This window comes from Paenibacillus marchantiae, assembly GCF_028771845.1.
Classification (GTDB): Bacteria; Bacillota; Bacilli; order Paenibacillales; family Paenibacillaceae; genus Paenibacillus; species Paenibacillus marchantiae.
The window spans coordinates 3844034-3857509 of record NZ_CP118270.1 but is presented as its reverse complement, the minus strand read 5'-3'; the positions used below and the strand labels follow the sequence as shown (position 1 = coordinate 3857509).

9 protein-coding genes and 1 pseudogene are annotated in these 13476 nt (G+C 48.5%); 3 read left to right on the top strand and 7 right to left on the bottom strand.

The annotated features are described in order from the left end of the window. Positions 1 to 52 precede the first annotated feature (52 nt). Genes PTQ21_RS17805 through sbnA form a run of 5 tightly spaced genes read right to left on the bottom strand, consistent with a single transcriptional unit; the run spans position 53 to position 7328 of the window. Complete coding sequence (locus PTQ21_RS17805; protein WP_274566535.1) at positions 53 to 2119, bottom strand: IucA/IucC family protein; 2067 nt, start codon at positions 2117 to 2119, stop codon at positions 53 to 55. 23 nt (positions 2120 to 2142) lie between these two features. Further along, on the bottom strand, positions 2143 to 4017 hold the full coding sequence (locus PTQ21_RS17800; RefSeq protein ID WP_274566534.1) for an IucA/IucC family protein: 1875 nt from the start codon (positions 4015 to 4017) through the stop codon (positions 2143 to 2145). Positions 4018 to 4059: 42 nt separating this feature from the next. Beyond that, entirely contained in the window at positions 4060 to 5283 is a 1224-nt protein-coding gene (locus PTQ21_RS17795; protein ID WP_274566533.1) for a type III PLP-dependent enzyme, read from the bottom strand. Continuing rightward, positions 5274 to 6293 carry a 2,3-diaminopropionate biosynthesis protein SbnB gene (sbnB, locus tag PTQ21_RS17790; protein WP_274566532.1) on the bottom strand — a complete coding sequence of 340 codons (1020 nt, stop codon included), beginning with the start codon at positions 6291 to 6293 and terminating at the stop codon, positions 5274 to 5276. Before sbnB ends, PTQ21_RS17795 begins: the two co-directional genes overlap by 10 nt. Positions 6294 to 6320: 27 nt before the next feature. After that, the gene (sbnA, locus tag PTQ21_RS17785) at positions 6321 to 7328 is read right to left on the bottom strand and encodes a 2,3-diaminopropionate biosynthesis protein SbnA (RefSeq protein ID WP_090805673.1); all 1008 of its coding nucleotides are present in this window, start codon (positions 7326 to 7328) and stop codon (positions 6321 to 6323) included. A gap of 244 nt (positions 7329 to 7572) precedes the next feature. On the opposite strand from sbnA, the gene PTQ21_RS17780 reads away from it, so the two are divergent. Then, positions 7573 to 8862: an MFS transporter gene (locus PTQ21_RS17780; RefSeq protein WP_274566531.1), complete on the top strand. Its 1290-nt coding sequence runs from the start codon at positions 7573 to 7575 to the stop codon at positions 8860 to 8862. Positions 8863 to 8886: 24 nt separating this feature from the next. Beyond that, complete coding sequence (locus PTQ21_RS17775; RefSeq protein ID WP_274566530.1) at positions 8887 to 10731, top strand: IucA/IucC family protein; 1845 nt, start codon at positions 8887 to 8889, stop codon at positions 10729 to 10731. 176 nt (positions 10732 to 10907) lie between these two features. Here PTQ21_RS17775 and PTQ21_RS17770 read toward each other — a convergent pair. Together PTQ21_RS17770 and PTQ21_RS17765 are read right to left on the bottom strand one after the other, a co-directional pair. Beyond that, positions 10908 to 11498 (bottom strand): annotated as a pseudogene (locus PTQ21_RS17770) (GNAT family N-acetyltransferase). 5 nt (positions 11499 to 11503) lie between these two features. After that, positions 11504 to 11950, bottom strand: coding sequence for a RidA family protein (locus PTQ21_RS17765; protein WP_274566529.1), 447 nt, complete (start codon positions 11948 to 11950; stop codon positions 11504 to 11506). Between the two features lie 368 nt (positions 11951 to 12318). On the opposite strand from PTQ21_RS17765, the gene PTQ21_RS17760 reads away from it, so the two are divergent. After that, on the top strand, positions 12319 to 13263 hold the full coding sequence (locus tag PTQ21_RS17760) for a glycoside hydrolase family protein (protein WP_274566528.1): 945 nt from the start codon (positions 12319 to 12321) through the stop codon (positions 13261 to 13263). Positions 13264 to 13476: the final 213 nt, after the last annotated feature.

Below are 13476 nucleotides of genomic sequence, written 5' to 3'. Positions count from 1 at the left end.
TAAAACAATATCCCACAATTCCAGTTTCTGTCCATGCAATATTCTTTTGATCTCATATACTATTTTTTAATTCATCCTCATTAGACCCATATTTATCCATAATCGTGTGCTCCAGTGGATTCGGAACTTGATGAATACGCAATTCATGATCTGGAAACAAGCGCCGCTTCGTCAATTGCTCTACTCCGATCTCAGGATCAAACAAGGAATACAATTCGTACCGTTCATGAAATTCAGGGAAACGCTGTTGATAGTCGGTAATGATCTTACGAACACTGTTCCAGAAGGTCTGCTCTCTGATCTGGTAATGCTCCTGCATGAACAAAGCCAGCTCTCCAAGATTGATAAAGAAAAAGGCATCATGTATGAAATCCCGAACTTCTGTCGGTTCTTCCGTCTCCAGGAATGAATTACGGTTCACACGACGATGATATTCCGGCACCTCGACAAGCGCTGGACAGAGCTTTGGATCGGCAAGTGCCTCTCTTGTAAATCGAATTCCATCGTGAAAATCCTTCAGCGCAACGCGTGAGGGTCTGCCTTCCCGGTGAATTAGCAGCATATTCTGTGCATGAGACTCTAGCGCAATCCCATGAGCGAATAACCAGTGAATGAGCGGTCGTACCGCAGTTAGCAACAGCTCGGACAGCCATTCATCAGCACCCAACTTTTTCACCCAAGGATCAATCACCGGGCGCCCCGCATAGTCCAGTGTAGACAATGCATTAAACGGAATCGCTGATTCACCCGGTTCCAGCCGGGAATGTACACTTTCTCTCCAAACGCAGGACAACACACCATACGAGAGTGGCTTCAAAACATCCGGTATCTGATGATTGTCGTATGCAACGCCAGCAATCTCTCCCAAAAGAATGACACGCAGTTCATCCCTCAAGTAGGGATCTTGCTTGCTAATTCCCTGCAGCCAGTCGGTAATGCGAGGTCCATTCTCAACCGTATGTGGGGCGATCACCCTACCAGTTGATGTGTTGATCATACTCAGCGAAAGCTTCAAGTACGGTGAATTGGGACGTGATCGGTTAGCTAGCGTGCGAATCGACTGTTGAGCAGTATATCGGTCTTCGCTGCTGCCAAGCGGTACGATGCTTCCGTTACGAATATCTTCTGCAAGTACAGAACTGATCGTTGTTCGCCATTGCCACGGATGGACTGGCATCATCACATACTCTGCCGGATCAGCACCCATTTCCTGTAGTGCCGTGAGGAAGCGTTCCAACACTTGTTCGCTAAGTTGATCCTGAAGCCATTCCCTTGTAGCCGGTCCATGTTCATTCGTGCCATGACTTATCCGTGCGTTTTGCTTATGAATTCCGACCCATATCGGTTTAATACATCCGCCGAACTCGGGGCCATATTCAAGCTGATCTTCAATTCGGAAGCCGATACGGGATTTATAACTTGGATGGTATGGGTGACCCTCGATAATTCCACTTTCCCAGTCTTCATCGGGAAGAGCATGTAGATCAGTCTGCCGCTCAGCCCGTACATATCGCGCCAGTGTATCATTGATCAGCGTCTGCTCCAGTTCTTTAACAAAATGTAGCAGCTTCCCTTCATCGGCGCCTATCGCTGGTCCAACTTCCAGCAAAAATAGAGAAATCGACTCCGCTTCTTGGCCGGCTGTAGTTCCAGGCAGAATAGGTTCTCTCTTTTGAATGCTGTTACTTTTCGAAGCCGGAGCCTCATCCACATAGACACGTCTTGTAATGGGTTCATGGTTCAACCGCAAACGACCAAAGGTAAGATGCCCTGTTCCCTTGCATGCGTAGATGACCCGTTCACCATTCAGCCCTGTACCCTCCATTTCCCAAACGTTGAACCCCTGCTCCTCCCTTGAGGTATATTCCATAACACCTTCGTACATCAAAGATTCAACCAACTGTCTGAATATGCGTCTGCGTGCATCGGTATAGTGGTATGAAGACAGCGCTGCGGTGTACAGTTTTCTTTGTTGATTTTGCCAATGCTCCTTCTCCACTCCAAGTCTAGAACTTGCAACAACATTTTCTGGATGGCTAAAGGAGTCCTCTTTGCAAAACGGTTGCCTCTCCTGATCCTTATCATGGCTCTGATATTCAGATATTCTCGTACTTTCCATGCGCATGCTCTCCTCCCCCCTGATTAATTCTGCCGAACTGGCCTGTAGACATGCAGTGGATTACTTACCCGATGCACACAATCCCCCGGCCCTTCATGAATTCGCCGTCTAGTCAGCTGTTCCACTTCGATCTCGGGTGCAAAAACGTCAAACTGTTCAAATCGCGCCAGTAACTCCGGGAACCGCTCCTGGTAATTCAAAATCACTTCGGCAGCCATGCGCCACCATTGCTTTTCGCTCAGGTCAAAGTGCTTCTCCAGAAAAAATGCCACTTCGGTCAGATTGATAAAAAGTAACGCGTCCAATATAAAGTCTTTCACCTCGGAAGGGTCTTCTTTCTCCACAAACGAATTGCGATTCACCCGCTGATGGTTGGCAGGTGGATATTCAATTTCCGGGTAGCCAAACGGGTGAGGAATGGATGGGCAGTAACGGATACCGTCATGAAAATCCTTAAGCGCAATCCGGCTGGGCCATCCTTCTTTCAGCACGATGATCATATTTTGCGCATGTGATTCCAGCGCCGCCCCATGTGCGTACAGCAGATGTATCAGCGGTACCACCGCAACATTTAGCAATTGCCGGGCCCAGCGATCCAGGCCATATTCGTTTATCCACGGTTTAATGACCGGAGTGCCCTGCTGATCGAGATGACACAGAGCATTGAATGGCAAAGCCTCTTCTCCTGCCATTAAGCGCGGATGCAGACTTTCCCGCCAGATAGCCCCGAGTGATCCGTATATTTTTTGCTCCAGCATATTGGGCAGTTTCTGGTGATGGTACGATACCCCCGCAATCTCCTTCAGCACAATCAGACCAAGCTCATCCTGTAAAAACGAATCTTCTGCCACCACACGACCAAGCCAATCAGAGATACGGGCCGCATTCATGATTGTGTGCTGTGCGAGAATTCGTCCGGATGATGTATTCACCATATTCAGCGGCAGTTTGACATACGGTTTATCGCGATGACTCACATTCGTCAATGTGCGAATGGATTGTTGAGGACGGTAGGTGTCACCTGCTTGACCCAGATACACAATCTCCCCTGTTCGAAGTTGCTCCGCACACGCCACCGATATGATTCGCTTCCACTGCCAGGGATGCACAGGAACAAATACATATTCATCCACACTTGCATCCCCATCCGTATTCAACTTCACCTCGGCATCAGCAGCCGAGTTCAATTTCAAGTTCGCAGATGATATAACTTCCTGCAAAATCAACTTGAATGTCTGTAGCTCCTGCCCCAGCTCGTTATGGATAAACTCAGCATACATGTCCAGTGAAGACGAAATAGATATTTGGGCTGCATCCTGTTTAATCGCAATCCAGACCAGCTTGAATTCCGGTCCGAACTCCGGTCCATAGGCTTCATTGTCAGAGAGCGTGAATCCAACTCTGGATTTGTAACAAGGATGATACGGATGCCCTTCAATCAGGGCAGATTCCCACTCGTCATATTCCGATACCCGAGGTTCGGGCTGACCAGCACGCCATCGCACAGACAGCGTGTCCTTCAGATGGGTTTGCTGAAGCTCATCCATGAATTGCCCCAGCTGAGCTTCGGATGTGGCAATATGCGCAGCCATCTCCAGTAAAAAACGAGGAATGGAATCTGCTTCCGCTCGATCTTTCGATGTTACCCGCATAATTGGTTTATCTGACAACCGAATGCGGTTAAAGCTCTCTTTTCGTACAGCCCAAAAGGTGTATTCCACCTTCTCTCCTGTCTCCGTCTCCCCTCGCAGTGTATACTCTGCCTCCGCATAAGGCCCGATCACCGGTTCATTCAAGATTTGCTCATACAGAAACGACTCCACCAATTGCCTGAAAATACGTCGCCGCACCATTATCCACTCATCGGACCTGACCAATGCTGCTGTTAGACCGTTCATATGACACCTCCCATGATTGCACTGCCTCAAACCGTTTACGTGTTAATGCAAATAAATGTGCTGCGGATGTGGATGACTCAAAAAGTCATGATGCGAGATCGCCCAGCCATAAGCACCCGCATATTGGAACAGCAAAATATCTCCTGCCCGAACCCCGCTTGACGTAATATCACTTGCCAAAATATCTTTCGGAGTACATAGCTGGCCTGCCACTGTAAAAGCGTTTTGCTTCACCTCGGGTCTGTCATACGGATGCGTCCAGTTCTCCACCTCAATCACCTCGAACGGATGACTGTGCTGCCAAGAAACGGGTAGGCGAAAATGATGTGTACCGCCACGCACGATGACATATGTTTTGCCGTGGTTGACTTTAACGTCCAGCACCTCGGTTGCATAATACCCACTCGATGCCGTAAGGTAACGCCCACATTCGAACAACAAAGTCGTTTCCGAAGGCAGTTCCTTTTGCAATACCGGTGCAATACCATTCACAAATGTGTTCCAGTCGAACTGTTGCTCCAGATGCGCATAGTTCACACCAATTCCACCCCCGGCATTCAAATACCGAAGCGTGAAACCATATTGCCTCGCCCAATCCCGCGCGATGGTGCAGTAATACTCAATCAGTTTCACATGCTGCTCCGCATCTAGATTGTTCGAAAGGGAGTGAAAATGAAACCCTTCCACCTGAATATGTGGCAAGTGTCGGAGCTGGTTCATGACTTGTGGCAGCATGACCTCGTCGATTCCGAACTGGGTCGGACGACCGCCCATCGCCAGTGTCGCCTGAGGCAGTGGACCTTTCAGGTTAATCCGCAGCAATACGGATACCCGAACGTCATTTTGACTCGCAATCTCGTTCAGCTTGTTTATCTCATGCATACTTTCCACATGAATAAGCTGCACTTTATGATCTATCGCTCCCCGAAGCTCTGCTTCTGTCTTGCCTGGTCCACCAAACAGAATCGGAATATCCGCTGAGACTTGTCTCACCTTCACCATCTCGCCCAAAGATGCCACTTCAAAGCCATGAACTACAGGGGCCAGCGCTCGAAGCACCTCTTCTTCCGAGTTGGCTTTGATGGCATAGAACAGCTGACTAGATTCCGGCATGGATTGTACACGCTGATGCACATGAGCGACGAGTGCTGTTACATCCCGGATGTAGGCACATACCGGTTCGGTCTGTTGTTCTTTCAGTGCCAATAAATGCTCACGGACTCTTGCAACCTGAGGCATACGCCCTGTATTCAGCTCTATAGCCATAAACGTGTGCCCTTTCCTTGTTCAACGGCTCTTGCATACATCTCTGCCGCACTGGAAATATCCTCAATCGCCATCCCCATCGGGTTCAGCACAATAATCTCATCCTCATGTTCGCGTCCTGGCTTTTCCCCTATCAGGATCTCGCCGAGTTCAGCGTGAAGCTGCTCACGGGAGAATTTGCCCTCCAGCACCAGCTGATTAATAATCTTTTTCTCCCGGTTGGATTGATCCCAATCGTCCACGACTACTTTGTCTGCCTGCGTAAATACATCCTTGTGCAAATCCATAATCGAGATGTTGCTGACAAATGTACCTTTGGCAATCCATTCATACGGAATATGCGGCGATGAGGCTACCGTAGCTGTTACGAGTACTTCCGCTTGTCGTACCGCTTGTTCTGACGAATCTTCCACCCGTACTTCAACCTGATCAAAACGCGAACCAATTTCATCGGCAAGCTGGCGGGCCGTATCGGCATTCAGGTCATACAAATGGATGGTCCGAATGGAGTCAAATTGTTCAAGCAGCGAGGTGATCTGCATTCTGGCGATCACCCCGCAGCCAATCACGCTCACTGTGCGGAAACCTTCTCTGGCTAAATACCTTGCCCCGATAGCTGTAACTGCCGCCGTACGCATCCCGCTGATCACGCTGCCTTCCATCACCGCCACCGGATAGTTGCTTTCCGGATCATTGAGGATAATAAGAGCGCTTGCACGTTCCTTATGACGCTTGGCCGGATTATCATGTTTGCTCCCAATCCACTTGAGACCACTGATCGCTACATCGCCACCCACATACGCAGGCATCGCAATAATGCGATCGGCAATATGACCGCTCTCCTCGTTAACCCGCAGATAAGGCTTCAACGGTTGCACGATATCCCGCTTGGCATGAAGCTCCAGTGCACGGGTTACTGCTTTGACATATGGCTGTGAATACAGCCCTCCCAGATCTATAATATCCTGTTTACTCATATACAAAAGGCTATGATCCTGAACGGTACTCATATCTGATCTCTCCTCCGAGATAATTTTTTATATACTCTTGATCGTTTGGCTTGGCGGCAATTGATTAACCCATTGCTCGTCATACACACTGTCCAGATAACGTTCTCCACGATCTGCGAAAACAGTAACCACCTTGGCTGAAGGCCGCAAGGTTGGAACCAGTTTTTCCAGTGCAGCAACCAGTGATCCGGACGAACCTCCTGCAAAAATGCCTTCCCGTTCCAGCAGCTTCTGGCAGCCCAGCACAGATTCCCGATCGTCCACATGAATAACTTGGTCAATCTCGTTCGGGCTGAATAACTCAGGGACACGGTTGGCGCCGATACCCGGCAATTCACGCTGACGTGATGGTGTGCCAAAAATGATCGAGCCAACTGCATCAACGGCTACGATTAGCGCATGCGGATTTGCCTCTTTCACACGGCGGGATATGCCCAGAATACTTCCAGTCGTACTCACTGCACACACTAGTACGTCTATCTGTCCATCCATCTGCTCCACAATCTCCTGACCTGCACCATGATAGTGAGCTTGCCAGTTCAAAGGGTTGGCATACTGGTTGATCCAGTAACCTGCCGGGTCCTGACTGGCTAACTCCTTGACCCTGCGAATACGGGATTGCAAATAACTTCCGTGTTCGTCCGGTTCAGTAACCATGTCAACCTGTGCCCCGAGGTAGGTTATCATTCTCAGATTCGTTGATGTGATTTTTGGATCAACCACACAGGTGAATTTCAGGCCATATCGTTTGGCGGTTAATGCGAGACCGATTCCCAAGTTTCCTGAAGTGCTCTCGATAAGATGCGTATCCGGTTTGATCGTTCCGTCTCGCAGACCCTGCTCGATAATGTATCTTGCAGGTCGATCTTTCATGCTGCCGCCGGGGTTCATCATTTCCAGCTTGGCATACACCGATGCTCCTGAAGATCCGAACAGGGAATTCAAGCGAACCAGTGGTGTTTGACCAATACAATCGATAATGGAATCCGCAACTTTAAGCGAGCGATCCTTGATTTGCAGGGTACTTTGTTCCATGTGTTTACACCAGCTTTCTGGGCATATTGTTGTCCAAAATCGCTTTATTGATAATGATTATCATTTTCACATTTGGACACAGGGCCTATTATGCATATCCTTTTTTTTCCTGTCAACACTAAAATTTTTGGAAAGTTTTTGAAAAAAATAAGATTGACATTGAGAATCATTCTTGATAATCTGATCAGCAATTGGTTTCAAATTGCCAAAATCAAGGTGGTGAAGTGGACACATGATGTCTCAAATGGCATGGAAACAGAGCGTCCGCATTTTGTGGGGTGGGCGCTTTCTTTCCAGTGCCGGGCTGACTGGAATCAGCCCTTTTATACCGTACTACATGGAGCATCTGAACGCGGGAACGCCGGAAGAAGTGCTGATGTGGACAGGTCTGTCCGTATCTGCACCTGCTCTATCCTACGCACTGCTAACCCCTTTTTGGGGTAAGATCGGAGATCGTTGGAGTCGAAAATGGATGGTTGTCAGAGCGCTGGTCGGACTGGCCCTTAGCATGTTTCTGATGGGCATTGCCCAGACGCCCTTTCAATTCTTTTTGTTCCGTCTCTGCCAGGGGGCTTTCGGTGGCATATCTGATGCGAGCAGTGCGTTTGTGGGAACCCATGCCCCTGACCAAAAACAGGGTTCTGCGCTCGGACAGTTGGAGCGGGCATCGGCAGCAGGTCTGCTCGTGGGACCACTGCTAGGAAGCATATGTGTAAACACATGGGGAAGTCGTCCGCTATTGTTCATTACGGCCTCGTTGACGTTGAGTTTTGCTGTGCTTGCCGCAATCGTATTAACGGGGGCGACGACGCATCGGACTCGTACGGCCAAGAACAATACTCAAGTATCTCCTGTGGAACAGCACCAGCCTTCGGTCGCTATGTTGAACAACCATAGAAAAAACAAAAACAAGAGCGGAATTATCCATGCCTTCGTTTCGCTGATTACACATCCGATTGCCCGAAGACTCGTTATCGCAGGCATCATTTTCAAGCTCGCAGATTTTGCAACATTTACGATGTTTACTCCGTTTATTCGTGAAATCGTCCCTTCCTCAGGTGCAGCTGCACTTACCGTCGGGGTTCTGCTCGCGATGTCTTCGGTTGGTGAATTGGTTGGCGCATCGTGGTGGGGTAAGCGAAACGATCGTTACTTACCCGAACGCAATCTCCGGCTGGCTGGTTTGTTATGCGGCTTGTGCCTGCTTGCACATACACTTCCACTCGGGGTGGCCTGGCTGCTGGTTGTACGTTTTCTGCAAGGATTCTTCTACAGCGCCCTATTGCAGACGGTCATGCTCAACGTGCTCAAATCCTCCACCGATCAGGATCGGGGCGTGCGCATCGGAGCTACCAACAGCATGTTAATGGCTGGTCAGATTGCCGGTCCGTCCATTGGGGTTCTAATCGGAGGTATCTGGGGAATTCCAGCTGTATTTCTTGTCATGGGGACAGTCATGCTCGCCGCTTCGCTTGCTGTACGCCGCCCAGCGGTTCATGAGCCAAAAGCTCCCGTACAACTGCCACTCCAATAATTTGTGAAAGGATGATAATCAATCATGACCAAGGATAACGTCACCATCGATCCATTCCAGCAGACTGTTCATCCCTCTTTAGTATCGCCGAGCGGAATTGCCCGTCAGGAGATGCTAAGCCGTATATTGAACGCCTATCTTCGAGAAACCGAACAGCATGATCCTTATGTTCGAATTGCCACGCGGCCAGACCTTTCGCTTGTTATTGAGCTTCCGCGTACTGGTCAGAGGATATATGGAAATCTGCTTCATCGTTCCGCCGCTGGACATCATGTCTATGGCGACAAGTTTCACATTGCAGAATCAGGCGGGGCACAGCCCGATGGTTGGAGAGAAGTTTCTTTTGAACAAATAACGACGCTGTTGCTCGATGAAATATCATCTGTAGAACCCAATCTAGAAGCCCGAATGTTGAAAAGAGTAGAGCTGGAGCAGATGGTTTACAACAGTTTGGAGCATATGACCTCCTATTTGGAGCACGCGCTGAACACAACCTCTCCTGTAACATTGGATTTTCGCTATCTGGAACAGGCACTGCTATGTGGTCATCCATTTCATCCAACTCCGAAAAGTCTGGAGGGCTTCAGTTCTTCGGATTCGCATGCCTATTCGCCAGAATTTGGCGTTAGCTTTCCTCTCAGCTGTTTTGCGGTCACACCTGAACTCGTGTTGGAGGATTGGCTGGATACCGTGGACTATGGCAGTGAAGCACCATGGGTTCCTGCGGAAATGGCCGAGGCCGCTTGGAAGCACCTCTCTCTGGAAAGCAAACAGTATGTCCTGCTCCCTTGTCATCCTTGGCAGGCTGCCTATTTGCGGACACTTGAACCTGTAAAATCCTTATTACAACAAGGTACCTTGATTGATCTGGGCACTACCGGGCCTTCCGTGTATCCTACCTCATCGGTGCGCACGGTCTGGAATCCGAAGGAAGGTTGTTTCTACAAGCTGTCTCTTCATATTCGAATTACAAACTTTATTCGCGAGAACAATGAAGAGCAGTTGCTGCGCACACTGGATGCATCCAGAATAGTACAGCAGATTCAGGATCGCTGGACGTCAGAGAAATTTCAAATTTTGCTGGAAAAAGGCTACCGTAGCTTGAAGGTTCCAGAGATACCTTCGTCTACTCAGGATGCGCTGATCTCGGGATTCTCCATGATCCTGCGTGAAGCACCAGAGTCTTGCCGCTCTGCTTCAGGGGCGCCTTATGTTGTGGCCTCTCTCATGGAGGTGCTTCCCGGAGAAACTGAACCGCTGTTGTTCCGGGCTGTCCGGGAAAGTCTCCAATCATCTTCGTCGCCGGATCGTGTAAATGATACGAGGGTGCAGACAGACTGGTATGAATGGCTTCGTCAATATTTGGAGTTGTCCATGGTTCCACTTGTGGAACTGTATGCCGAGACAGGCATTAGTCTGGAAGCTCATGTACAGAATTCCATGCTGCGTCTTGAAGACGGCATGCCTGCCACATTTGTGGTTAGGGATCTGGAGGGCATCAGTGTCAATCGAGCCTTAGCGGAACAGCAAGGTTGGATCGATCAGGTTGTCAATGCCAACAGTCCTGTTTTGTATACCGAAAAAGAATCACGGCATCGATTGAAATATTATTTTTTTGTCAATCACCTCAGTCATGTGGTCCAACGTCTGGCATACTATACTGGTCAACAGGAGCAGCCATACTGGAGGGTGGTGAGAAATACGTTGGAGGAGCTTCGGAAAAAGACAGCCGAGTCCTCGCACATCAACGACGTCATTCGTGATCTGTTGACCACCGAGACCTTACCGGCCAAAGCCAATCTGCTCAGCCGGTTCCATCAGCGTGGTGAGACGCCGCTATACGTCAACATTCCCAATCCAATGAGGTAAGGAGGTTCCTTTTATCTGCTCCAATTCATTCAGCTATTAAGTACCTCCCAGCCTCCAATATTTGCACACCAAAAAACGGCCCTGGAGAACAACACAACGTGTTCTTCCAGGAGCCGTTTCTTTCTTTTTTCTTTCAAATCATTTTCCGATTCATTTCTTATCTCAATTCAAACATTCTATTCGAACTCATCGCCTCTTACTTTGGCATACACCATCATATCTACTAACGTACCTGTACTGTCACGCCGCATCTTGCGCAGTACACCTTCAAGCGTATAACCTGCGCGCTCAGCCACTTTGGCACTTCGCACATTGCGGGCATCACAGCGAATTTCCAGCCGATTCGCCTCCAGATAAGATATTGCGAACCGCTCTATACCTCTGACTGCTTCCGTCATGAGACCCTCACCGGCACGAGAAGTTCTGACCCATTAACCAATCTCGAAACAACAGGCATTCCAGTCGATTCGATGCAGTCCACTGCTGCCCACGAATTCATCCGTAAATCGGTCACGTAAATGAAGCATCATGTCGGTACGCTCCAGAAATTGCAGTCTGGCTTTGCGAGCATTCGTTTCCGATTCCTCCAGTGAAGGTATGTTCTCGGCAAAAGGCAGCCACAAACGTAATTGCTCCGCACTTTCACGAATGGCCTCATTCACTGCCGCTCCATCTCCCCACCTCGGGGCACGAATAGTCAAACGCGGTGTTTCGAAACTTTCGGGAAAAGACAGCATTAACGGATTAATCGAAGCTGGATTGGTCATGAATTCTACTCCTCCACCTGGAATATCGAGTCAATGATCAGCGGCAAGTTATCCCTTATGGATACAGCACCAAATACGGAACGGGCGTGTACTCCCTGTTCTCCGAACACATCCAGCATGAGATCCGAGAACCCGTTTAACACTTTATGGTGCTCCTCGTACGAGGCAGTGGCATTGATGAACCCCTGCACTTTAACCACCCGTTTCACCCGATCCAGCGAACCAAGCACTTCCTGAACAACAGCCAACACCTCGATGGCAGCATTTCGGGCAAATTCATATCCCTGCTCCGTCGTAAACTGCTCCCCGAGTTTGCCACGCTCTCGCGTATCCGGCCCTTTACCGGACACATACATGATTCCATTTACAATCACCGCATTGGTATACTTTGCTGCCGGCGTACTTGCTTGGGGCAATACAATGCCCAATTCGTCCAATCTGGTCTGTATCATCGGCTTCTCCTTTATGTACAAAAATGTCTTTACAAGCTATCAGTCTTTCAAATTATTCCTAATTTAGTTAAATCTCAATATACGCCGGTTGCTCCTGAACCGCAAGATGTAAAATGGGCTGAATAGATATTTTCCTACTATATAAGTAATTAATTACATTCCAGATTTCGATCAGCATTAAATGCTCCAAACTAGAACACAGGGTACAGTTTACGATGTAAGATTTTTAATTGAAAGATTTAAATGAATTAACAAATATATAATTCCTTAAATATTGAAAACGTTATATTGTAATTTCAAATCATTTCTTTTACGATAGAAGCAATAACTCTCAAAATCAATGGGATTGAATATAAGGAGGAATCATCATGAGTGCACCATTGTTTCGTGATCCCATCTTTGATGGAGCTGCTGATCCGGTCGTTGTATGGAATCGTTCCGAGCAAACCTGGTGGATGATCTATACCAATCGCAGAGCCACAGCCGGAGGGCCAAAGTTCGCCTGGGTGCATGGCACGGATTTGGGCGTAGCTTCTTCAGCTGACGGTGGACAGTCTTGGACTTATCGCGGTACGTTAACCGGGTTGGAGCATGAATGGGGACATAATACGTTCTGGGCTCCAGAAATTTTCTGGCATGAAGGCAAGTATCACATGTATGTCAGTTACATTCAAGGGGTGCCCCATGACTGGGCGGGCCATGATCGGCACATTTTGCATTACACCAGTACGGATCTGATATGTTGGACTTTTCACGGCAAACTGGAGCTTAGCTCGGATCGTGTGATTGATGCGTGTATTTACCCGCTGCCGAACGGAAAATTCCGGATGTGGTACAAGGATGAAGCTAATTCGTCCCATACGTATGCAGCAGATAGCCCGGATCTCTATCAATGGGATGTGATTGGACCGGTTATTGCAGGACGTGCGCATGAAGGGCCGAACGTATTTCGTTTCGGTGATTCGTATTGGATGATTGTTGACGAATGGAGAGGACAGGCCGTTTACAAATCGGATGACCTGGAGAATTGGGAATGGAACAGTCTGATTCTCGATCAGCCAGGAAATCGTGAGGATGATGGTGTAATCGGTTTGCATGCAGATGTCGTCGTACAGGATGATGAAGCCTATATCTTTTATTTTACCCACCCGGATCGGTTCGAAGGTATCGATCATGCCAGCGAACCCGCACGTCGTTCCTCCATTCAGGCCGCACGTCTCGATGTCATTGATGGTGTGTTGGTCTGTCCACGGAATGAAGAGTTACAGATGAAGTTGCGACCTGAGAACGATACAAGTAATATTTCGGTTTGAGCTGCGTTGTTCCTAAAGTGAGATTTAAACACTGTTTTACAACGTCATAATAAAGGACCTGAACCAATGTCTGCGCACGCAGGATTGCTCAGGTTCTTTTTTTTTTTTTACATGTTCGACTTTGGATCGCGTGTCTTCAAGAATTTCCTTCCTGTATTTACCTATAGGTTTAAGTGTCGTTACATGTTATTATGTAGAACTCTATTTTCAAAA

Excerpts from the sequence above, each read along its gene's own strand:
- PTQ21_RS17805 (WP_274566535.1), bottom strand. The coding sequence starts at position 2,119 with ATGGAAAGTACGAGAATATCTGAATATCAGAGCCATGATAAGGATCAG.
- PTQ21_RS17800 (WP_274566534.1), bottom strand. The coding sequence starts at position 4,017 with ATGAACGGTCTAACAGCAGCATTGGTCAGGTCCGATGAGTGGATAATG.
- PTQ21_RS17795 (WP_274566533.1), bottom strand. The coding sequence starts at position 5,283 with ATGGCTATAGAGCTGAATACAGGGCGTATGCCTCAGGTTGCAAGAGTC.
- sbnB (WP_274566532.1), bottom strand. The coding sequence starts at position 6,293 with ATGAGTACCGTTCAGGATCATAGCCTTTTGTATATGAGTAAACAGGAT.
- sbnA (WP_090805673.1), bottom strand. The coding sequence starts at position 7,328 with ATGGAACAAAGTACCCTGCAAATCAAGGATCGCTCGCTTAAAGTTGCG.
- PTQ21_RS17780 (WP_274566531.1), top strand. The coding sequence starts at position 7,573 with ATGGCATGGAAACAGAGCGTCCGCATTTTGTGGGGTGGGCGCTTTCTT.
- PTQ21_RS17775 (WP_274566530.1), top strand. The coding sequence starts at position 8,887 with ATGACCAAGGATAACGTCACCATCGATCCATTCCAGCAGACTGTTCAT.
- PTQ21_RS17765 (WP_274566529.1), bottom strand. The coding sequence starts at position 11,950 with ATGATACAGACCAGATTGGACGAATTGGGCATTGTATTGCCCCAAGCA.
- PTQ21_RS17760 (WP_274566528.1), top strand. The coding sequence starts at position 12,319 with ATGAGTGCACCATTGTTTCGTGATCCCATCTTTGATGGAGCTGCTGAT.